Below are 18994 nucleotides of genomic sequence, written 5' to 3' on the forward strand. Positions count from 1 at the left end.
AGGAAGCGGGATCGCATCCGCCCGGTGGGGTTGGCGGCCGTCTTGTGGGAGCCGTGGCGCCAGACCACGAACCGGCCCGCCGCCCGGCCCGCGCTCACGGCCAGGGTCTTCAGATCCACCGCGGGCTCGGGATAGCGCGGTACCGGCCGGCGGCCGATGCCGCCGTAGTCGGCCGTCACGGGTATCGCCGAGGCCGGGTGGGCGGTGGTGTTCGAGTGCACGGCCAGCACGTAGGTCAGACCGCGTTCGGTCAGGCCGAGCCGGAAAGCGGTGGTGTCGCCGTAGCCGGCGTCCGCGACGACCGGACGGCGCGGCAATCCCCAGTCGTCGGTGATCTCGTCGAGCATGTCCAGCGCCAGACGCCACTTCTCCCGATGCCGCACCTGCTCGGGGATCGCGCACCGCTCGCGGCGGACCCGGACTTCCGCAGCCTCGGCGGGGTCGCCGGCCAGCCGGTCGTCCCATGACTCGGGCAGGAACAGCCGCCAGTCCACCGCCGCCGACGCCCAGTCCGTCACCGCGTGCACGCTGACCCCGACCTGGCAGTTCGCCGTCTTGCCCAACGCGCCGCAGTACATCCGCGCCACCCCCGGCGAGGCGTTGCCGTCCTTGGGGAAGGAGGTGTCGTCCACCACCCACGCGTCCGGGTCCACGAACCCGCCGGCCCACACCGCCAGACGGCGTCGCACTTCAACATGATCCCAGGTCGACGTGGTGACGAACTGCTGCAACTGCTGGTGGTCCACGCCGAGACGTTCGGCCATCGGCTGCATCGACTTGCGCTTGCCGTCCGACAACAGCCCACGCAGATACAGCTCGCCCTTCGCCCGCTGGTCACGACGGGCGAACCCGCCGAACATCTCCGCGGCGAACCCCTCGATCACCGGGCGAACCCGATCCATCTCCTCCGGCCTCACCCGACCAGAAGATCACACCGCCCACACATCCCATCACTCGACCTAACAAAGTCCTACTAGCCAGGTGCGCAGGAGGGGCGGGGCGCGGTTCTCGGCTACGTCACGGGCGTACTTCAGCAGTTCGACTGCTGCGGCTGGTTCACCGATGTCCAAGAGGATCACCGCTTGCTGAGCCGTGGCGTGGGCTAGCAGGAACGGCGAGTCTGCTTCGCGTGCCGACACCCTGGCGTCCTCGTGGTACTGCCATGCCTGTAGCTGCGAGCCTCGATCCAAGGCGGTCCAACCTGCGAGCGTACGGGCATCGGTCAGGGTGGCTGCCAAGCGCTCACGGTGTTGTTGGCTGACGCTGAATGTTCGGACGCTTTCCATTTGGCGCACGAGGTTGTTCAACTGGTCGAGGACTACGATAGCGCCGAAGTGTTGGTCGGAGCTGCGCAGGTTGTTGACCTGGCTTTGGAAGAGATCGAGCGTCGCGCTGTCGATACTGCGGGCGACGATCAGGCGATCACGGAGTTCTTCGGCGGATTCGTTCTGAGGTTCAGGAGGGAAGCCTAGTTCCTCGTTCGTACGGCCGTAGAACTCTCGGAAAAGACGTTGGTAACCAGGGTCGGTTACCTCTACCCGACCGTTCTCCCAGCGGGATAGCATGACGGACAGGGCTGACTCGCTGGCTACGGTCAGCCCTAGAGCCTGTCCTCTGGTGTTGAAGAAGTGGATCACCTGTGCTTGGGTGCGTCCAGACTCCTTGCGGACGGCTTGGAGCCGTGTGCGTGGTGCGTTCCCCCGACGTTGTGCTGCCACGTTCTCCCCCGTGCTCTGAGGCCGTGACCTGCGGACTTAACTCCACCTAACAGGCTGGGTGTTAGCTGCTGGCAATTATTTCGTCCCTCTGTTCGGCGGTCTGCTGTTGCTATGACAGCGACGCAGGCACCACCGAACCGCCACGGCGAACTAATCCTTTCTTCGTGCTTCTTCGTCAAGCCGGTTGGTCAGCGTGCCGAGTTGGGCACGGAGGCCGCGAATCTCGCGGATGATCGTGTTCAGCAGTGGGATGACCGGGTTGTCGGCCGGTGCCGCGGTTCCGTCTGCTTCCGGTGGCGTCTGTCCGCTGAGCACCGCGTTCAGGTGCTGCGGGTGCCAGTCGAGCGCTACCGAGAGCGCTTCGAGGGTGCGCGGGTTGCGCCGGCGCTGGATTCGGCCCTGTTGGATCTCGCGCACGATGGCCAGGGATACACCCGACTTCTCGGCAAGCTCCCGCTGCTTCAAAGCCAGCTCGGCCGCGCGGGCGTTGACTGCCTCTGCGACTGCCGACCAGTCCTCTTTCACGTACGCCTCCGTGCTCCGCCCTGAGCGCCGACGTTAGCGCGCGGTTCAGGCCGTTTCGGGCGTGATCACTGACATCAGCGGTTATTGGCCAATAATCAACGCTTATGTCAGCGCTCTGAGCGGTGAAATCAGTCTTCCGGAGGCATGACGAATGAGTACGACGAGTGGGTCCATTGGCCGCTCTCCGTTGTTCTACACAGTCGCCGAAGCCGCGCGGATCATGCGCGTCGACCCGGCGACCGTCTACCGGGCGATTCGAGAGAACGCCTTCCCCGCTGTCCGGCTGCGGACGCGGTACGTGGTGCCGGTTCGTGCGGTTGAGGAGCTGGCGGAGCAGGCCGCCGCATCCGGTGAGGTCGTGGACGTGGCCCAGGTGGCCGCTGAGCGGCGCACCGCACGTGAGGTCGGGCGGCTGACCGGAGGTGCGGCGTGGTGAGCCGGGATGAGTCGCAGAACTACTACGAGGTGATCGCTGCGGACCTGGACAGGTTCGCGCCTGTGCCGGATGACGTGTTGCTGGAGATCGTCACGCGGGATGGCCGGTGCGTGTGGTTGGTGCCGGGTGACGAGGCGGCTCCCGAGTGGGATGGGGAGGAGTTGACCGATCGGGAGTTGGCGGCGCGGTTGTGCGCGGAGTGTCCGGCGGGGCGGGCGTGTTTGGAGTGGGAGTTGCGCACTGCCGGACCGGACACGGTCGGGGTATGGGGTGGCCTGTCGGAGGAGGACCGGCGTGCCTTGTACCCGGTGTGGGCGGCTCGACGTGGCCGGATGGGTGGGCGGTCGTCATGACGATCAACCTCACGGTGACGCAGGTGTTGGCCGGCGTGGGTGTGTTGCTGGCGTTGGTGATGGTGTGGCGGGCCGGTTCGCGCAAGGCCAGGGCCGCCGCTGACACCGCTCGTGCCGGTGTCCGGCTCCTGTCGCTGACTGGTCGGGTGTTGACCACGGCTGCCGGGATCGTGGGTGTGCAGTGGTTGGTGATCACCCATGGTCAGGGTTCCGCGTTGGTGTGGGTGGTGCTCGGGCTGCCGGCGTTGTTCTCCGCCTACACGCTGACCAGGGCGTTGACGGTGGCGGCGGTGGAGGGTTCGCGGCGTCGGGGTGATCGGCGGTGAACACCCGCAGGGGTGTGGGGAGGGTGGTCGTCTTCAGGCGGCCATCCGCTCCCCGCGCACAGGAGAGCACCGCGGGCAGGCTCGCCCGGGAGGCGGCTGATGCTGCGGAGTTGCGGGCGCACCAGGCGCGGCCCGAGGTGGTGGCGTTGCGGGTGGAGCGGGTGCGAGCGCAGGTGGACCGGTTGTGCTGGGCCGGGATCGTGCTCGGGTTGGGGTTCACCATGGCTAACGTCCAGCACTTCGCGGCCGGTGGTGCTGCGGTGTGGTCGTTGCCGTGGTTGGCGGCGTGGCTGTTGGACCCGACGGTGTCGCTGGTCCTGCTCGCCATCCTGCGGGCGGAGCAGGTGACGGCCCGGTACCGGGTGCGGACGGGGCCGTGGGTGCGGCGGGCGAAGTGGTTCACGCTCGCGGCCACCTACGTGATGAACACGTGGGCGTCGTTCGCGGCCGGGTCGGTGTCAGGGGTGGTGTTGCACTCGGTGCCGCCGCTGGTGGTGTTCGTCGCGGCGGAGGCCGTCACCGACCTGCGCGACAAGCTCACCGAGGCTGTGTCGGCCGCGTTCATGGAAGCCGACCGGTGTGCGCCCGTGTCCGTTCATGAACGCCCGGTGCGCCGGGATCGACGGACGTCGTTCGCCGAGTACTTGAAGGTGGCACAAGCGGCATGGACTCCGGGCGTGGCGGTGACTCCGTCATGGGTCCGAGAGGCCACCGGGTGCTCGCGCGGGTTGTCCTCGCGGCTTGCCGCCGCGCTGACTCGTGACCTGAGCGGTGACGGGGCATGAATGGGAGGGAGGTCGTGAGCGCGGTTCTTGAGGGCGAGTTCGTGAACGGTGGTCCCTCCGCGCGCCGCAGGTCGTGGCCACAGCGGTTGGCGGACTGGTGGGTGCGTTCGCCGCGTGTGCCCGCTGCGCTGAAGTCACGGCGGTTGGCGGTGCAGGCGGTCAAGGACGGCGTGGTGGCGGTGCTGCGCTCGCCGGTTCGGTTCGTCGGAGCGGTGGTGCGTGGGCTGGTGGTTGCCGTTCGGTGGTGGCGGTCGTGGGTGCGCGTGGCGGACTACCGGGCCGCTGCGGAGCAGTCGGAGAAGCTGGCTGACAAGTTCACCGACATCCGGGCGTTGACGTTGTTCCGGTGGAAGGTCACCGGCGCCGTTCTCTCGCTCATGGCTGTGGTGGTCGTGGTGCTTGATCTGCTCTACGGGAATCGGGTGCTGTGGATCGGCGGCGGGGTCCTTGGCGTCGGCCTGGCGGTGCTCGGTCGCCGCAAGGACGGTTCACCGGGCCGCAAGGCGGTGCTGTCCGGGCCGCGCACGCTGACGTGGACGATGGATCCTCAAGTGCTCGTGGACGCATTCCGGGACGCGAAGCTCATCGGCAAGGACGAGAGCTTGCGGCTGGTCGAGCGGGCCACCAGGCAGGGTGACGGGTGGGCGGTCACCGTGGACCTGCCGGCGACCCGCAAGGCTGCCGATGCGATCAAGAACCGGGAGGCGTTGGCGTCGGCCCTGGCGGTGGACGAGGTTCAGCTCATCGTGGAGCGGGTGCGAGGCAACAGCGGTCACGCGGGCAGGGTGGCGCTGTGGGTGTCCGATGAAGACCCCTACGGCTCGCCTCCACAGCGGACACCGCTGCTGGATGTCGAGCGGTGGGACGCGTGGCGGCCGGTGCCGTTCGGGCGCGATGCCCGACAGCGGCGGGTGGACCTGCCGTTGGTGTGGACGTCGTTGCTCGTGGGCGCAATTCCCAGGCAGGGCAAGACTTTCGCGGCACGACTGGCGGCCGCAGGCTTGATCCTCGACCCGCACACCCGGCTGTACGTGGCCGACTTCAAGGCCGGAAAGGACTGGCACGCCGCCGCACGGGTCGCTCACCGCTTCATGACCGGCGACGAGTCCGAACACGTCCTGGCCCTCGTGGACTGGCTGGTGGAACTCGTGAGCGAGGTACAGGCCCGGTACCGGCGGATGCAGGAGCTTGACGACCTGGTGTGCCCGGAATCGAAGATCACACCCGCCATGTCCCGAGACCTGAGCCTCGACATACCGATCACGGCCATCTTCGTGGACGAGGTCCAGATCCCGTTGGAGGACCGGACACCGCTGGAGGTGCAGGACAAGAAGCTGACCGCAGGCGAGTACGCGGGCGAGCTGCTGACGTGGCTCGCCCGCAAGGGACCGGCCGCCGGGATCGTGCTCGTGTTGGCGACTCAGCGCCCGGACAGCAAGACCATCCCCAGCAACCTCCGGGCGGTGCTCGGGTCGCGGTTCGCGCTGCGGGTCATGGACTGGCGCGACAGCAACATCGTCCTGGGCGAACAGATGAACACACGCGGCTACGACAGCAGCCGACTACTCGCCACCCACAAAGGAGTCGGCATCCTGAGACCAGATGGGGAGACCACGGCAGGGGCCGACGTGCTCGCCACGACCGTGCGCACCTACTACATGCCCAATGAGGACTGGCGCACCATCTGCACCCGTGGACGAGCGCTCAGGGAGGCCGAAGGCACCCTCACCGGCCACGCGGCTGGACAGCACGACCGGCCGATGCTCGACCGCGTCGCGGTGGCGCGGGTGGTCGGCAGCGTTGCCGAACGCACCGAGGAACCGGAGGTGCCTGAACCACTGGCGTCGGTCGTGGCGTACCTCGGAGACGATCTCGAACCCGGCGGGCGTGAGTTCGTGCCGACAGCCGAGTTGGTAACCGCGTTGGAGGTCGAACCCACCGCGTTCGGTCTGCGCATGGGCGAACTCGGGTGCCGACCAACCCGCGACCGGATCACCACCGAGGACGGCGTCAAGCAGGTGCGTGGTTACCTCGTCGCGGACATCCGGGCCACGTTGCGGGAGGGCTCCGTCCTGGATGCGGAAGTGGTTGAGGATGACGGCTGACCCGTCACTCGACCCGTCCCACGGCCAGCGAGCCGTCACATGCGGCGGGACAGGTACAGAACCGCTGCTGAACAGCGCAAACAGGCTGTTGTGACGGGCGGGACGCGGGACGGGTTACCTGTCCCGACAGCGCGAAACGGCCGTGTGCGAGTCCTCTTGGAAGAGGTCCGCACACGGCCGTCCCGTCCCACGGGTTGCCGGAGGGAGGCGGCCGGCAACCCGTGCCCCGGTCACCGGAGCGTCATCGGTGACCGGACGTCTCACTCAGCAGGCGCGCCAAGTCCGGGCCGAACATGGGCGCGTCGCACTCCGCCGGTGAGACGAGCCATCGCGCCTCGTACCCCTCGACCACGGCCGGGGGAAGGGGAACCGTCGCGTCCGGTGGTAAGACCACCTCGTCGTCCAACGCCTCGGACGACGCCAGCAGGAACACGGCGAACTCCAACGACAACCCGGCGACCGGCAGCGGGAGCAACACCACCGGCGTCGACGCAGACCGGAAGGTCTCCCACTCGACCAAGGTTCTGGCCCGGTCCGGCTCGATCGCCACTGCGGACAGGGCGGGGCCGACGACGACCAGGACGGATCGCGTCACGCCGTTGTCCGCCGATGACCACCAACGCCGCACCACCTCCGGGTCTGACGTCCCCTTGTGCGGCGGGCACAGCGCGAGCGAGTCACGCTCGAAACCCGTCACGGGGTCCACGTAGGCGTCGTCAACCCAACGCGCGCCCGGCACCACCGCCCAACCGCGCCCGACGCACTCAAGCGCGGTGGTCAGACCGTCACCGTTCAACCGCGTCCCCGACCCACATGATCCGGGCAACCGCGTGCCCGTCCCCGTCGAAGCACTTCAGCACCATCTCAGGGCTCCGAAGGCACAGGATCATGCCGCCACGCACGGCGTGCACCTGCATACCGCTCTTCTCCGTGGCCATCCCCCACGCGACGATCTCGACATCGTGCGAGTCGACGAACTCCCGGACCACGGCGAACAGGCGCGGGGCGTCGCGGTTGATCATCTCCTGCATCGCGGTGGCGAACTCCGGGACCTCCAACAGCAACCCCGGCACGTGCTCCCGTTCCCGGGCCTGGTCCTGGTCACGCGTCAGCATCATCGTCATAGCTGCCTGCCTCCTGCTCTTCGTGGATCTGGAGCACTTCATCGCGCGCCCAGATCGCCACTTGCGCGCTCTCCGCGCTCTGCCGGACGTAGCGCTTGCCCAAGACGACGAGGTAGATCACCGGCAGGACCAGCCAGACGATGAACAACGCGATCCCGACGAAGTCACCTGCCAACTCGCTCCACACCACGATCATCACCGCCTCAGACGAATCGCTGACATCAGCTTCCCCAGTGGTCCAATGGGGCGAAACGACCTGCCGAGGACCACTTGGGACCTGTGGGGACCTAGACTCGTCGGCGCTGACATTGGTGATGCGGAGATCAGCCGATGGGATCGAGGTACAGGCAGACGCTGTTGAGCGAGCTGCTTCACGAGCGCGGCCTGACCGCTGAGGAGTTCAGCGAGCAGGCCAACCGGTACGCGCGTGAGCACAACATCGACGCGACGCTGAGCGCTCGCCACCTCAACCGCCTCGCATCCGGTGAGCGCGCCGATGGACGCCCGCTCGGACCGGTGCGGCCAGGCACCAAGCGTTTGCTGGAAACGATGTTGAACGTGCCGGTGAGCGAATTGCTCAAGCCGGTGGCCGCCACTGCGACGCCGTTGCACGACTGGTCGGGCGAAGCGCTGGAGTTGCGTGCACGCATCGTGGCCGGTCGCAGCCTGGATCAGCGGACGGTCTCACTGTTGCAGGAAAAGCTGAACCTGACGCGGCTCATCGACCGGCGTCTAGGCGGCGCGGCACTTCTCGGCGAACTCCGCGCACAGATAGACCAGATGCAGCGGTTGTTGACCGATGTGATCGATCACCACATGCGAACCAGCCTTGCACGCGTGATCACTGACGCCTCCACGCTGGCTGGGTGGCAATCCTTGGATCAAGGTCTCATGCGCGAATCGTGGGAGCACTACGATCAAGCGCGAAGCGCCGCACGAGTAGCGGGGTCGCCTTCTCTGGAGGCTTACGCCTGCGCCGGTCAAGCGGTCGTCCTGCTCGATATCGGAGATCCACGACCAGCGGTTGAGCTGACCGGTCATGCACTCACCATGGCGAACGACGCCCCGCCACTCTTGACCGCCTGGTTGATGGCTGCTCACGGCGAAGCACTGGCGGCGGACGGCCTGTTGCCCAACAGCCTCCACATGTTCGACAGGGCCGCCGAACTGATCGAATCCGAGCGGGACAACACCACGGCTTCGTACCTCGTATTTGATCAGATTCACCTGACGCGGTGGCGCGGTAGCGCATTGGCCCGGCTCGGCAAGAGCGAAGCCATCGAGGTGCTCAGCACCGCGCTCGGTCAACTGGACCCGACGTTCGCACGGGCCGAAACGGCTCTACGTGTTGATCTGGCTCAGGTTCTTTCCGCGAATGGTGAAACCGTCGAAGCGCAGGCGCACGTGGAACGCGCGCGGCTGCTCGCGGCCCAGGTCGGTTCCGCCCGCCAGCGCCGGCGGCTGGAGGCGTTGACCGGCTGAGCTACTTCCGCTTGCGCTTGGGCATCCGGGAACCGAGGATCTCGGCCGCCTTGCGGTCCGATGCGGCCACCCATGCCGCGTACACGCGCAGGGTCGTTGCGCCGCCGCCACCGTGCCCCAGGCGACCGGCCACGGTGCGCAGGTCAACACCGGCCGTCAGCAGCTCCGTTGCCGAGTAGTGGCGCAGGGCGTGGAGGTGGGTGTCGATCTTCAGCCGCTCGGCCATGTCCTTGTACCTGCTCGACACGGCATGAGGCGAGTACGGCACGGTGGGGTCCGGGTTGCGGACTCCCATGAAGACGTACATGTCGGGTGTCAGCTCGATCCCCGCTTCTACCAACCGCTCACGGCAACGCTGGCGGTGTTCCATGAGCAGGACGAGGGTTTCGTTGTCGAGCGCGATGCGGCGCATTTGGTGCGTCTTGGTGTCCTTCTCCTTGCCGACGCCACGGCGCAAGGTGTAGCCCCGGCGAATGTCGATCGTGCCCTCTTCGAGGTCGATTCGCGACCAGCGGAGCGCGCAGATCTCGCCGCGACGAACACCGGTCGTCATGACGAGCCACACCAGCGTTCCCCAGTCGTCATCCATCTTGAACGCCTCTTCCACGAGGCGAGCCGCTTCGGCGGACGATGGTGGATCAGGCTGCGGCGGCTTCTGCTTCGGCTTCTGCGCGACCTTGGCCGGATTGGTCGCTATCCACTCCCAGCGGACGGCGGCGTTGAGGACACCGCTGATGATCGCGTGGATCTGGCGCACCGAAGAGGATGCCATCGGTCGGCACTTGTGCGGCTTGCACTTGAGCTTTACGCAGTCGTGCTTGGCGGTGGTCTTGTGTTCCACGAACGGCTTGCCGCCGCACCGGGTGCGGCACCGACGTAGTTCCGAGTACAGGCTTTCGAGCGCGCGAGCGGACATCTTGCGGAGCTGCACCGTGCCCAACGCGGGACGAATAGTGCGTTCGATGTAGCCCACGTAGCCGTCCCTCGTGGTGTCCTCCAACTCGATGTTCTTCAGCCACTCGTCGATGGCGTGGGAGAACGTGACGGTGGTGGCGGTCGAGCGCTGCTCGTCCACCTCCGCCAACAGCTTGGTCATCAGCTTGTCGGCCTGTTTGTGTGCCGCCTTGCTGGTGCCCTTGACCGACCCGGTGAGGTAGACCTCTTTGCCCGTGACCGGGTCCACGCCCGCGAAGACGCGGACCTGGAGGGAGTTGCCGCGCTGCCGGACGCTGCCCCTGCGGCGGCGCGTCTGGGTGGTGTCGTCGCTGGCCATGGACCCATGGTCACGCGGGGGCTCATGGACGACAACATGGACAGATGATCTACAGTGGATCTTGGTACCAACGTCGCCGCTGGTCAGAAGTAGGGCGGGTGGGGTTCGAACCCACGACCTGACGGATTATGAGTCCGCTGCTCTGACCGGCTGAGCTACCGCCCCCTGACGTGCGGTTCTGGAGGGTACAGATCAGGTTCCGGCGCGTCTCGGCAACCCGGTGCGGCGTGACCAAGCTGTGCACTGCGGGCTACGGGGCACCGATGTCGGACGGTCGGTAGCCGGTGGGGTAGTTCGGGTACGTGCGGTTCGGGCGGCTGGTCAGGCTGGGTTCCCGGCGTGGTGGGAGGAGGCGGACGGTGTGGGCTCGCAGGCGCAGGGCGTGGTGCGCCAGGGTCGTCAGCCAGGGGGGTTGGGGGTCGAAGCCGAACGCGGACAGCATCCGGGCGTCGAGCATGGCCAGGACCGCTCGGGACGTCAGGGGTTTCGGCGCCGGGTACCAGGAGCAGAACAGGTCGAGGGTGTACTGGCCGATGCGGCGGTTGGTGTCGCTGTAGGTGAAGTGCTCGGCCTCGTACGCCCGTTTGAAGTCCCTGAACGCCTCATAGGTCTCCGGCACCTCCTTGATGCCCATCCGCGCCCCCACGGCCCGGTAGAAGTGGAACGCGGCCAGGCGCTCGTGGTCGGTCAGCGGTCGCCAGCCATATGTGGAGATCCACTCGATCGGGTCGTACACGAACGTGGACAGCACGTACCGCATGTCGTCGTTGGCGATCGGGTAGCGCCCGTGCAGGCGGTTGACGACGCGCAGGGCATCCCTGCCCCGCGGCGAGTCGTACCCGTGCTCCACCAGCTCCGCCATGAGCAGCGCGGTGTCGTCGTAGCGCTGCTGGGGACGCTTCTCGAACTCGCCGGTCCTCGCCAGCAGGGCCGAGATCGACGGGACGCAGTACGTCCGGAACAGGGCGAACTCCAGCGCCCGCACGTAGTCCCAGGGGAACTCGTAGCCCGACGAGATGCGCATGATCTCCGCGTGGTCGCGCTCGGGGTCCAGCGAGGTGATCCGGCGGCGGTTGGCGAAGCGGTCCCAGCGATCCGGGCGGTGGGCGCGGTCCGGTGCGGAGGAGGGGGCCATGGGATCAGCCTGCCGGAAGAAACCGGCCCGGAGAGGGTGACGAACGGGTGATCCGGGGGTACCCCTCCCGTATGAAACGACAAAACCCCAGGTCGACGAGACCTGGGGCTGCCATCGCGCTCCCCCAACTGGATTCGAACCAGTAACCCTTCGATTAACAGCGGCACTAGTGTCGTTGGTGCCAGTTGATGCTTACCAGTGCCCGTTAGTGCGGCTATCCGCTTGGTTGCTAGTACCACGGGCCATCTCATTGCCCATTGATGCCCGTCAATGTCGGTTAATTCTGGACACTAGTAGGACACCCGCGACACCCGTAGGGACCTGCCCGCCGGGCGGGACAGGAGAACTACTGACAGTAGGTGAAATTACTCCATTCGGGTGGAGTGAAAATCTTTCGTGATGGGTAGGGGCACCCCCACCTGAGCGATGCTCGGCGGATCTCGACCGCCTCGCGCCCCCGGCAGCACCACACCACGGGGTGCGACGATCACGAGGGAGAGCGCGCCGATGCCTCACAGACACGAGATCCGCAGCGAGTGGCTCCTGGCCTGCCATGACCTGGACGGCCGCACCGTCAACGCGGGGGCTGCGGTGACCACCACAGGGCGCGTCCTGCTCGTCCTGCCACCACCGGGCATCGTGCTCACCACCACCGAGACGGACGGCCTGCTCAACCGGATCCGCCAGGCCTGGTTCGCCACGTTCGACGCCGCACACTGACGCGAAAACCCCGAGATGCTAAAAAGAAGAGGGGCCGCACCCAACATGCATGGGTGCGGCCCCTCGGAAACCGAGATCAGTCGTTGCAAAGGGCGTTCAGGAAGCGCTCGAAGGCCCGGTCCGGCAAAATGATGAAATCGCCTTCCGGGTTCTTGGAATCACGCATCCCGATGCGTCGGCCGCCTACCGCAACCTCAACGCAGTTGTTTTCTCCTCCGCTACTGAAACTCGATTTCCTCCAATTTGTTCCATCAAATGCCGGGGACATGGGGTGCTCCTCTGCCGTGTGTCACAGGTCCGCTGCGACTCTAGCGAGAGCCTTGACGGTCTCCTCCACGGAGTCAGCCGCGCCGATCAGCTGCTCGTAGGCGGCGAGGTAGCGGTCCACCCGCGGCTGGTCGTCAACCCAGATGCCATCGGTAAGGTTCTCCAGGTACACCACGGTCCTGCGGCCGCGCGACGGCGTGAGGATCGAGAACTGAACGTTTCGACCGTGGACCGCGCCCTTGGTCGCGCGAAGCTGGCGGATCTCCATGTTCGGCAGCTCCGCCAACTCGATCAACCGGTGCAGTTGCTCACGCATCACGTCAGGGCCGCCGACCATGATCCGGAAGGCGGACTCGGGCATGACCAGGCTCAGGTGTACCGGCCGCGACCCAAACAGCCGCTCCTCACCCCGCTCCAGTCGAGCCTTCACCAGGACGTCGACCTCGGCGGGCGTCAGCGCAGTGTTGGACGCCAACACCGCACGGGCATAGCCCTCCGTTTGGCACAGGCCCGGGATGAGCTCCGGCAGGTGCGAGCGGATGCGCCGCGCGGTCTCCTCTACCCGGAAGAACTGCCGCAGCTTGACCGGGACGACCGAGCCGTAGAGCGTCCGGGGACCACGACGACGCGCCACGACCCCCAGGCTGGCCAGCGCTTCCCGCTGCTCCGGGTCGGTCATGCCGTACAGGTCGAGCAGGTCCATCAGCTCCGCGTGACTGACGGCGGAGGCCCCGCGCTCGAACTTGCCCACCTTGTCCAGCGAACACTTGAGCATCCTCGCGGTGTCCTCGCGGCTCGTCCGGGCGGCGACGCGCAGCCGCTTCAGCTCGTCGCCCAGCTCGCTCTTGGCGTCAAGCGGACTGCGCTCGGCAGCGTTCTCGTCGTCCACGGAGGGGAGGCTGCTCGGGTTCTGCGCGTGATCGGTCAAGGTCGTCCTCCTGCTGGTGGTCACGCACAGTGTGAAGCACCGCTGTACACGGGGCCTCACCTGAACGGGGGCCTAGCTAAGTGTCAGATGACACTTTATTGTGACTGTGTCCGGCGCGGCGGTCCATTAGCCGCTCGGTCCCCGCCCCGCCCCGCACGTCACAGGTCCGGTGACGCGGGGCGGGCTCCGGGGCTCCCCCCTTGAGCAGGAGGTTCACCGTGCCGACTCCGTCGACGTCGCCCGAGCGGCCAGAGGTCCACAGCCTGACCCTGCTGTCCGTGCGCGACCGACACGGCCGCCCGGTCAACGTCGGCGTGGGCGAAGTCGACGGCGGCGGAGTGGTCCTCTCCACCACCGCGGCCGACGGCGTCGCCCTGCTCACGGTCGAGGAAACCAGCGACCTCATGGGGCACGTGCGGCGGGCGATGGCGCGTGCCGCCGCAGACCCCCGGCGATCCTGATGACCGCGCTCGCCGCCCACCTCGCGGTGTTCCTGCTCATCACCATCCACCAGTACCCGGTCCTCCTCCTGGCGGTCAGCCAGGAGGAGGCCTCGCTCGACCGCGCCGCCACCACGCTGCTCCACGCCTACAGCGCACCGCGCTTCCCCTGGCTGCTGCTGCCCACCACCCCCAGGCAGCAGGTCAGGGTTCCTGTCCAGCGGACCCCCGCCGCTGGACCGGCGGCGGGCTCGCCCCACCCAACTCTCCTCGGCGAGCCCGCCGCCCACCTCCTGATCCGGAGGGCAGCATGAGCATGATCCCCACCTCCACCACCGCGCTGCTGTGGGCCGGCCTGGACAAACAGCAGCACTTCATCGCCCCTGCCACGCGTCTCCAGCCCTACCCGGACCCACCCCAGGGGCCCGGCGGCCACTACGCCCACTCCCGCTGCGGCGAGGTGGCCTGGGAACCCCCGGCGGACATCGTCTCGTGCATTCGCCGCCGCTGGCCCCGCTGCCCGGCCTGCCGGACCAGGACTGCCTTCCTGTGGTGGGCCACCGGCATCCCATCGCTGCTGCTCGCGCACGCCGTCGACGCCGCCCAAACCCCCGTCGACGGCCGCCTGGACGCCCTGTGCGGCGAACCGCTCCAGCTGGCGTTCTGCACGCCGGCGGTGACCGGCACCGCGTGCCGGACCTGCTCCCTCATCGTCGGCGACACCGCGATCGACACCTGCCCCGACCCCATCACCAAGGCGTCGGCGTAGCCATGGGCTCCCATACCAGCGGGTTCGCCTGGTTCGAGAAGCCGGCAGAGTCCGCGGAGATGCCCGTCGACGACAGCCCCACCGTGCGGCTGCCCGCAGCCCGGTGGCCGATGGTGGTGTGCGCCCGCTTCGTCCCGGCGCACACCACCCCCAACGTCAGCCCGGGCGGTGCTGTTCGCCCCCCGACCACCGCCCGGGCTGACTTCCAACTCCAGCCCCAGGTTCGAAGGAGTCCCGATGCGGACGTTGGCCGAGCGACTCCGGGCTGCCCGAATGGCACTGGGCCTGAGCCAGGCACAAGCGGCCGTGAAGACCGGCATGTCCCTGCCCGACCTGGCCGATATCGAGCGGGGTGACCGGGAGGTCTCCGACGCCGAACTGGGCCGCTTCGCCGCACTCTACGGACGCCCGACGCCGTGGCTGACGGGCACCAGCGAGGACTCCGACGAGCTGCCCGAGGCCCGGCTGACCCTGGCCCAGGCGTACGAGCGCGCGGCGAGGAACGTGACGCTGGCCGGCTCCGGCCTGGGCATCTGGGCCGGCCGCGGCGACTGGCAGTCGGTCTCTCAGAAAGGCCGGGATGAGGCCGGGGCGCGGGCGCTGGACGAGCTGGACGAGGCCGTCACCGACCTGCTCGCGATCAGGGACCGGATCGCCATCACCATGGGCCGCGCACACCGGAGCGTGCCCGGCGTCACCGACGCGACGCTGCGCGAGCTGATCGTCCGCGTCACGGACGAGAACGAGCCGGTGTCCCCCAGCGAAGTGTCCGCCCGGATCACCCAGCTCGGCGCGGCCGGCGCGACGTCCCTGGTCATCCGCCTCGCGCTGGACGACTTCACCCGCGACGGTTCCTTCGTCCGGCTCCAGCCCAACCTCTACGCCCGCGCCACGCCCGGCACCGACGGCACCTCGCCGCGCTGAAGCGCCACCCGCAGTTCGGCGGTTTACGATGACGCCCCCCGACCCGGAAGGCCCGCCGTGTACCTGGTCGCCAACCGCCTGGACAACAGCCTGACCACCTCCACCACCGACCGCGCCCACGCCGAGCGGGTGTGCGCCGGCTTCGAGCAGCTGCACGTCCGGCGCGACATCGGCGCCGCCAACCACTACTGGCACCTCGGCCGCCCCCGCCTCGGGCAACCGCACCCCTACGACGCCGAGGAACGCGCCCGCCTGCGCGCGGAACTGGCCCGGCTGATCGCCACCAGGTCGACCACGGCCTGACCCATGTCCGGCGGCACCCTGCGCACCGAGTACGCCATCCGCTGGACCTGGCCCGACGGCAGCCGCACCCTGTCGATGTTCGGCCACCGCCCGGAGGACAAGCGCCGCGCCGAGCACACCCTCGCCACGCGCCGCCACCTCGACGGCGAGCTGGTGCACCGCGAGGTCCGCATCACCGACTGGGCGCCCGTCCACCCCGAGCAGCCCCGTCAGCGCCGCGTGCGCACCAGGCGCCGACGCTGAACAGCACGAGGCCCCGACCACCGGAGTGGTCGGGGCCTCGATGTGTGCGGGTCAGGCGCTGAGCGGCCTGTTGGATCGGCCCGTGCACGGCGTGTAGGAGTAAACCAGCCGGACCGCGTCCGCACAGCTGGAGCACGGCGTTGACGGCGTGCAGGGTGCGTAACGCGGCTCGCCGGGGATGACTACCTGAAACCGAGGCCCGGCCGTCCACTCGCCGTCCACCAGGCGCTCGACGAACACCCAGTACGGTGACGGGCTCACGTCGACCTGCCACAGCCGCACACCGCGCTGCTCGTCCTCCAGCACCAGCGCGTCCCGGGTCTCCCCGTCGGCGTAGCGCAGCGTGGCCAACTCGAAGACCTCCGCCTGCCAGATCAGCAGCTCACCCTCACCGGGCCTGCGGGCGATGTAGTCGATCAGCGCCGTCTCGTCGCGGTCCGGGCACGGCACGGTGTCGCGCTGCGGCGCGAACGGGTTGGCCTTCACCGGGATCGTCTCGGCGCGGCCGGTGGCACCCTTGATGCCGCCCTCCAGCACGTGGTCGGCCAGCAGCATGAGGGTGCAGCGGCCGAAGCCAGCGACCAGGTACGTGCCGTCGCCGCAGTCCGAGTACTCCACACCGAGGGCCTCGCACGCCTCCCGGATCTGCACGGCGATCGGCTTGACCAGCTTCTCCCCGCGCAGGGCCGCGGCCATGTTGGCCTGTGCGTCGACCAGGTACTCGGTCGCGGTCTCGCAGTCCCACGACGGCAGGTCGGAGCCGCCGCCCCGGCCGTAGTCGTCGGACACGATCAGCTCGGCCTGCACCAGGCCGCGCCGGGCGTACTCCAACGCGGCGTCCCGCCGGGCTACCTCCTCGTCACGCCTGGACAGCACGTTGTGCAGCGCGGCCTCGACCCGGGTCACCCCGGAGGCGGGCATCGGCTGACCGGAGACGGCCAGGTTGGACACGATGATGTTCATGAGCTGGTGGACGTCGGTGTCGATCTGCGTGTCGGCGGCCGAGGTGGTCGCGGCGGTGTTCGTCAAGGCGTTCCTCTCAAAGGCGGTGTCCGGCTGAGCTGCCGTGGCGTGGGCGCGTCCCGATCCGCGCCCCACCACGGCAGCTCAGCCGGAGCGGCGGGCGGTGCGCGTCCGACGGCGGGCCGGTGCGGGCGCGGGGGCGTCGATCACCACGGCGACCCGGCGGGCCCGGCCGTCGCACCACTGGACGGAGACGCACGCCCGGGTGCCGGCCGTGATCTCGGCCGGCCAGGTGATGCCAGCCAGCGTCGCGCGCAGCTGCTCGGTGTGCCAGGCCCCCTCCTGCCGGAACCCGGGGTTGACGTGCAGGGTGACCGTGATGGTCTGGCCGGGCGCGAGCTGCTCCCGGATCACCGGGGGCACCGGCAGCTGGCCGCGGTCGAGGTGGCCCTGGGTGAGCCGCACGGTGCGGGCGATCACGGAGTCCCGCAGCTCGCGGTCGGTGCCGGCGTCCAGGGCGGCGCGCCCGGCCTCCGTGGTCTCCCAGAAGGTCAGGCCCTCGCGGATGAGGCCGCGGGCCTCCAGGCTCCGGTACGGGGCGCTGGTCTCGAAGGTGGTGACCAGGGTGAAGGAGATGTGGTGCATCACTGCCCGCTCGTCGGCGGTCAACGTGGTGACGGTGCTGCTGGTCATGGAGGTCCTTCCGGTCAGGCCACCGCGAGGATGATCGCGGCGACGCGGTGGCAGCAGGGGTGCTGGCCGCGGAGGCCGGCGGCGCAGTTGCACGCCTGCGGAGCGGTCAGGTAGGTGGCGTCGCCGCGGGAGGAGACGACGCGGAACACCGGCGGGCGGCCGGCGCGGCCGGGGCGGATCGGGACGATGCCGTTGTCGGCGATCAGCAGCTCGGCCTTGGCGACGGTGGCGGGCTTGAACCCGGCGACCGCCTCCGCCTTCGCGGCGGCGCGGACCTTGGCCTTGCAGCTGCGGCCGTAGCCGTCGGCGATCGACTTGGCCGCCCGCAGGACACGACCGCACTTGGTGCAGCGGGTGGTGGTCTGCGTGGCGGCCATCTCGATCTCCCTCACTCGGTTTCTGTAGGTACAGTTTGCCATCTGTACCCACAGAAACGCAAGCGGGTACCGTAGACACGCTCACCCGATCCGACCCGAGAGGACCCCCGCATGGCGCGCCCGCGCACAGGAGAGACGCCATCCCGGAACATCCGACTCGACGACGCACTGTGGAAACAGGTCGAAGACGCAGCTCAAGAGGACCAGATGACCAAAACGGACGTCGTGAAAACGGCCCTGGCGGAGTACCTCGTCCGCCGCGAGGGCCAGCGCCGCGCGGCCCAGCGGCGCGCCGAAGCAGAAGCCAAAGAGCAGTAAACGTAGGTACAAAAACCCTGATCAAGACTGGACTGCCGCCCCGGGCGCGAGCTAATCTGTACCCACAGAAACGACCGGAAGGGGCACAAGATGGACGCGAAGACCTACGCCACGCTGATGATCACCAACCTGGAGAGGAAGATCGACGCCGCCCGCCAGGAGCTGATCGCCAACCTGACGAAGGGCGGCGCGCTGGCCGGGCTGATCGACTACCAGGCCCGCCCGCTGGTCCGCATGGAGACCGAGCTGGCCATCTGGACCGACACCGCCGCCGGCGGCTGGATCGCCGGCACGCGGGCCGCCATGCAGCGGCTGCGCGACACCGGCTCCAGCACCGACTCCTACGTCAACGGCACCCGCGAGGCCGCCCGCGAGGCCGCCCGCGGCTGGCTGGCCGCCAACCGTACCGAGCTGGAGAAGGCGGTCACCGCCGCCGACCTGCTGTTCGGCATGTAACCCCGGTGGGGCGCCGGACACCCGGCGCCCCACCGCCGGAACGCCCACAGGAGACCAACATGTCGACCACCGCCGTCCGCGCACTTCCTCGGGTGCTCGTCCCCGACCTGCTGCTCGTGGCCATCTCCCACGACTCCTACAACTTCTGCCGCATCCCCTCGGCCGCCGTGCTGCGCCAGCCGCTCACCAAGAACACGGTCCGCCGCTACCCGCACTACTTCCTCGCCGGCGGCCTGGTGCCCGGCCCCGGCTACCAGCGCGCCCGGCAGACCCTGTGCCCGCACCAGTACTACCTGACCGACTCCTGCCCCAACTGCTGACCAGCACCACA

General features: G+C 68.5%; 29 protein-coding genes and 1 tRNA gene. 16 read left to right on the forward strand and 14 right to left on the reverse strand.

The window, feature by feature from the left end:
- From ABD223_RS13105 to ABD223_RS13115, 3 genes are all read right to left on the reverse strand, one after another.
- Window positions 1-902: IS701 family transposase (locus ABD223_RS13105; RefSeq protein WP_344036408.1), on the reverse strand; the 902-nt coding region annotated here is incomplete at its 3' end.
- A 57-nt stretch (window positions 903-959) separates the two neighbouring features.
- Window positions 960-1637 (reverse strand): hypothetical protein, encoded by a 678-nt coding sequence (locus ABD223_RS13110; RefSeq protein WP_344036410.1) that lies wholly within the window; start codon window positions 1635-1637, stop codon window positions 960-962.
- A gap of 231 nt (window positions 1638-1868) precedes the next feature.
- Window positions 1869-2243, reverse strand: a complete 375-nt coding sequence (locus ABD223_RS13115; RefSeq protein WP_344036411.1) for a helix-turn-helix domain-containing protein — start codon at window positions 2241-2243, stop codon at window positions 1869-1871.
- 187 nt (window positions 2244-2430) lie between these two features.
- On the opposite strand from ABD223_RS13115, the gene ABD223_RS13120 reads away from it, so the two are divergent.
- The 5 genes from ABD223_RS13120 to ABD223_RS13140 all read left to right on the forward strand — a co-directional run bounded on the left by ABD223_RS13120 (window position 2431) and on the right by ABD223_RS13140 (window position 6248).
- The gene (locus ABD223_RS13120; protein WP_344036412.1) at window positions 2431-2679 is read left to right on the forward strand and encodes a helix-turn-helix domain-containing protein; all 249 of its coding nucleotides are present in this window, start codon (window positions 2431-2433) and stop codon (window positions 2677-2679) included.
- A gap of 119 nt (window positions 2680-2798) precedes the next feature.
- Window positions 2799-3032: a WhiB family transcriptional regulator gene (locus ABD223_RS13125; protein WP_344036909.1), complete on the forward strand. Its 234-nt coding sequence runs from the start codon at window positions 2799-2801 to the stop codon at window positions 3030-3032.
- Window positions 3029-3358: a hypothetical protein gene (locus ABD223_RS13130; RefSeq protein ID WP_344036413.1), complete on the forward strand. Its 330-nt coding sequence runs from the start codon at window positions 3029-3031 to the stop codon at window positions 3356-3358. The genes ABD223_RS13125 and ABD223_RS13130 overlap by 4 nt, the downstream gene beginning before the upstream one ends.
- 23 nt (window positions 3359-3381) lie before the next feature.
- The gene (locus ABD223_RS13135) at window positions 3382-4143 is read left to right on the forward strand and encodes a hypothetical protein (protein WP_344036414.1); all 762 of its coding nucleotides are present in this window, start codon (window positions 3382-3384) and stop codon (window positions 4141-4143) included.
- Window positions 4140-6248: a cell division protein FtsK gene (locus ABD223_RS13140; RefSeq protein ID WP_344036415.1), complete on the forward strand. Its 2109-nt coding sequence runs from the start codon at window positions 4140-4142 to the stop codon at window positions 6246-6248. The genes ABD223_RS13135 and ABD223_RS13140 overlap by 4 nt, the downstream gene beginning before the upstream one ends.
- Window positions 6249-6489: 241 nt before the next feature.
- Here the strand turns inward: ABD223_RS13140 and ABD223_RS13145 are convergent, their stop codons facing one another.
- The 3 genes from ABD223_RS13145 to ABD223_RS13155 all read right to left on the reverse strand — a co-directional run bounded on the left by ABD223_RS13145 (window position 6490) and on the right by ABD223_RS13155 (window position 7571).
- Complete coding sequence (locus ABD223_RS13145; RefSeq protein WP_344036416.1) at window positions 6490-6843, reverse strand: hypothetical protein; 354 nt, start codon at window positions 6841-6843, stop codon at window positions 6490-6492.
- A gap of 190 nt (window positions 6844-7033) precedes the next feature.
- On the reverse strand, window positions 7034-7372 hold the full coding sequence (locus ABD223_RS13150; RefSeq protein WP_344036417.1) for a hypothetical protein: 339 nt from the start codon (window positions 7370-7372) through the stop codon (window positions 7034-7036).
- On the reverse strand, window positions 7350-7571 hold the full coding sequence (locus ABD223_RS13155) for a hypothetical protein (RefSeq protein ID WP_344036418.1): 222 nt from the start codon (window positions 7569-7571) through the stop codon (window positions 7350-7352). Before ABD223_RS13155 ends, ABD223_RS13150 begins: the two co-directional genes overlap by 23 nt.
- Before the next feature lie 158 nt (window positions 7572-7729).
- On the opposite strand from ABD223_RS13155, the gene ABD223_RS13160 reads away from it, so the two are divergent.
- The gene (locus tag ABD223_RS13160; protein WP_344036420.1) at window positions 7730-8854 is read left to right on the forward strand and encodes an NsdA family TPR-like regulatory protein; all 1125 of its coding nucleotides are present in this window, start codon (window positions 7730-7732) and stop codon (window positions 8852-8854) included.
- A 1-nt stretch (window position 8855) separates the two neighbouring features.
- Here the strand turns inward: ABD223_RS13160 and ABD223_RS13165 are convergent, their stop codons facing one another.
- The 3 genes from ABD223_RS13165 to ABD223_RS13175 all read right to left on the reverse strand — a co-directional run bounded on the left by ABD223_RS13165 (window position 8856) and on the right by ABD223_RS13175 (window position 11262).
- On the reverse strand, window positions 8856-10127 hold the full coding sequence (locus tag ABD223_RS13165) for a tyrosine-type recombinase/integrase (protein WP_344036422.1): 1272 nt from the start codon (window positions 10125-10127) through the stop codon (window positions 8856-8858).
- Between the two features lie 90 nt (window positions 10128-10217).
- Window positions 10218-10292: transfer RNA gene (locus ABD223_RS13170), tRNA-Ile, on the reverse strand.
- An 85-nt stretch (window positions 10293-10377) separates the two neighbouring features.
- Window positions 10378-11262 (reverse strand): oxygenase MpaB family protein, encoded by an 885-nt coding sequence (locus ABD223_RS13175; RefSeq protein ID WP_344036424.1) that lies wholly within the window; start codon window positions 11260-11262, stop codon window positions 10378-10380.
- A gap of 507 nt (window positions 11263-11769) precedes the next feature.
- Between ABD223_RS13175 and ABD223_RS13180 the strand changes: the two genes are divergently transcribed.
- Window positions 11770-11982 (forward strand): hypothetical protein, encoded by a 213-nt coding sequence (locus ABD223_RS13180; protein WP_344036425.1) that lies wholly within the window; start codon window positions 11770-11772, stop codon window positions 11980-11982.
- A gap of 76 nt (window positions 11983-12058) precedes the next feature.
- Here the strand turns inward: ABD223_RS13180 and ABD223_RS13185 are convergent, their stop codons facing one another.
- On the reverse strand, window positions 12059-12250 hold the full coding sequence (locus ABD223_RS13185; RefSeq protein ID WP_344036426.1) for a DUF397 domain-containing protein: 192 nt from the start codon (window positions 12248-12250) through the stop codon (window positions 12059-12061).
- Between the two features lie 21 nt (window positions 12251-12271).
- Entirely contained in the window at window positions 12272-13138 is an 867-nt protein-coding gene (locus ABD223_RS13190; protein WP_344036427.1) for a helix-turn-helix domain-containing protein, read from the reverse strand.
- A gap of 257 nt (window positions 13139-13395) precedes the next feature.
- On the opposite strand from ABD223_RS13190, the gene ABD223_RS13195 reads away from it, so the two are divergent.
- From ABD223_RS13195 to ABD223_RS13220, 6 genes are all read left to right on the forward strand, one after another.
- Window positions 13396-13638 (forward strand): hypothetical protein, encoded by a 243-nt coding sequence (locus ABD223_RS13195; RefSeq protein WP_344036428.1) that lies wholly within the window; start codon window positions 13396-13398, stop codon window positions 13636-13638.
- Window positions 13638-13931 carry a hypothetical protein gene (locus tag ABD223_RS13200; RefSeq protein ID WP_344036429.1) on the forward strand — a complete coding sequence of 98 codons (294 nt, stop codon included), beginning with the start codon at window positions 13638-13640 and terminating at the stop codon, window positions 13929-13931. Before ABD223_RS13195 ends, ABD223_RS13200 begins: the two co-directional genes overlap by 1 nt.
- Complete coding sequence (locus ABD223_RS13205; RefSeq protein WP_344036430.1) at window positions 13928-14386, forward strand: hypothetical protein; 459 nt, start codon at window positions 13928-13930, stop codon at window positions 14384-14386. The genes ABD223_RS13200 and ABD223_RS13205 overlap by 4 nt, the downstream gene beginning before the upstream one ends.
- 237 nt (window positions 14387-14623) lie before the next feature.
- Complete coding sequence (locus ABD223_RS13210) at window positions 14624-15310, forward strand: helix-turn-helix domain-containing protein (RefSeq protein WP_344036431.1); 687 nt, start codon at window positions 14624-14626, stop codon at window positions 15308-15310.
- A 57-nt stretch (window positions 15311-15367) separates the two neighbouring features.
- Window positions 15368-15613 carry a hypothetical protein gene (locus tag ABD223_RS13215; RefSeq protein WP_344036432.1) on the forward strand — a complete coding sequence of 82 codons (246 nt, stop codon included), beginning with the start codon at window positions 15368-15370 and terminating at the stop codon, window positions 15611-15613.
- Window positions 15614-15616: 3 nt separating this feature from the next.
- On the forward strand, window positions 15617-15856 hold the full coding sequence (locus ABD223_RS13220; protein WP_344036433.1) for a hypothetical protein: 240 nt from the start codon (window positions 15617-15619) through the stop codon (window positions 15854-15856).
- Between the two features lie 51 nt (window positions 15857-15907).
- On the opposite strand, the gene ABD223_RS13225 is transcribed toward ABD223_RS13220, so the two are convergent.
- From ABD223_RS13225 to ABD223_RS13235, 3 genes are all read right to left on the reverse strand, one after another.
- A complete protein-coding gene (locus ABD223_RS13225) occupies window positions 15908-16819 on the reverse strand; it encodes a hypothetical protein (protein ID WP_344036434.1) in 912 nt (303 codons plus the stop codon).
- Window positions 16820-16963: 144 nt separating this feature from the next.
- Window positions 16964-17512, reverse strand: coding sequence for a hypothetical protein (locus tag ABD223_RS13230; RefSeq protein WP_344036435.1), 549 nt, complete (start codon window positions 17510-17512; stop codon window positions 16964-16966).
- Window positions 17513-17526: 14 nt separating this feature from the next.
- Window positions 17527-17904, reverse strand: coding sequence for a DUF6011 domain-containing protein (locus tag ABD223_RS13235; protein ID WP_344036436.1), 378 nt, complete (start codon window positions 17902-17904; stop codon window positions 17527-17529).
- A gap of 96 nt (window positions 17905-18000) precedes the next feature.
- Between ABD223_RS13235 and ABD223_RS13240 the strand changes: the two genes are divergently transcribed.
- The 3 genes from ABD223_RS13240 to ABD223_RS13250 all read left to right on the forward strand — a co-directional run bounded on the left by ABD223_RS13240 (window position 18001) and on the right by ABD223_RS13250 (window position 18983).
- On the forward strand, window positions 18001-18207 hold the full coding sequence (locus tag ABD223_RS13240) for a hypothetical protein (RefSeq protein WP_344036437.1): 207 nt from the start codon (window positions 18001-18003) through the stop codon (window positions 18205-18207).
- Window positions 18208-18297: 90 nt separating this feature from the next.
- The gene (locus ABD223_RS13245) at window positions 18298-18663 is read left to right on the forward strand and encodes a hypothetical protein (RefSeq protein ID WP_344036438.1); all 366 of its coding nucleotides are present in this window, start codon (window positions 18298-18300) and stop codon (window positions 18661-18663) included.
- Window positions 18664-18722: 59 nt separating this feature from the next.
- On the forward strand, window positions 18723-18983 hold the full coding sequence (locus ABD223_RS13250) for a hypothetical protein (RefSeq protein WP_344036439.1): 261 nt from the start codon (window positions 18723-18725) through the stop codon (window positions 18981-18983).
- Window positions 18984-18994: the final 11 nt, after the last annotated feature.

This window comes from Saccharothrix xinjiangensis (assembly GCF_039527585.1).
Taxonomy (GTDB): domain Bacteria; phylum Actinomycetota; class Actinomycetes; order Mycobacteriales; family Pseudonocardiaceae; genus Actinosynnema; species Actinosynnema xinjiangensis.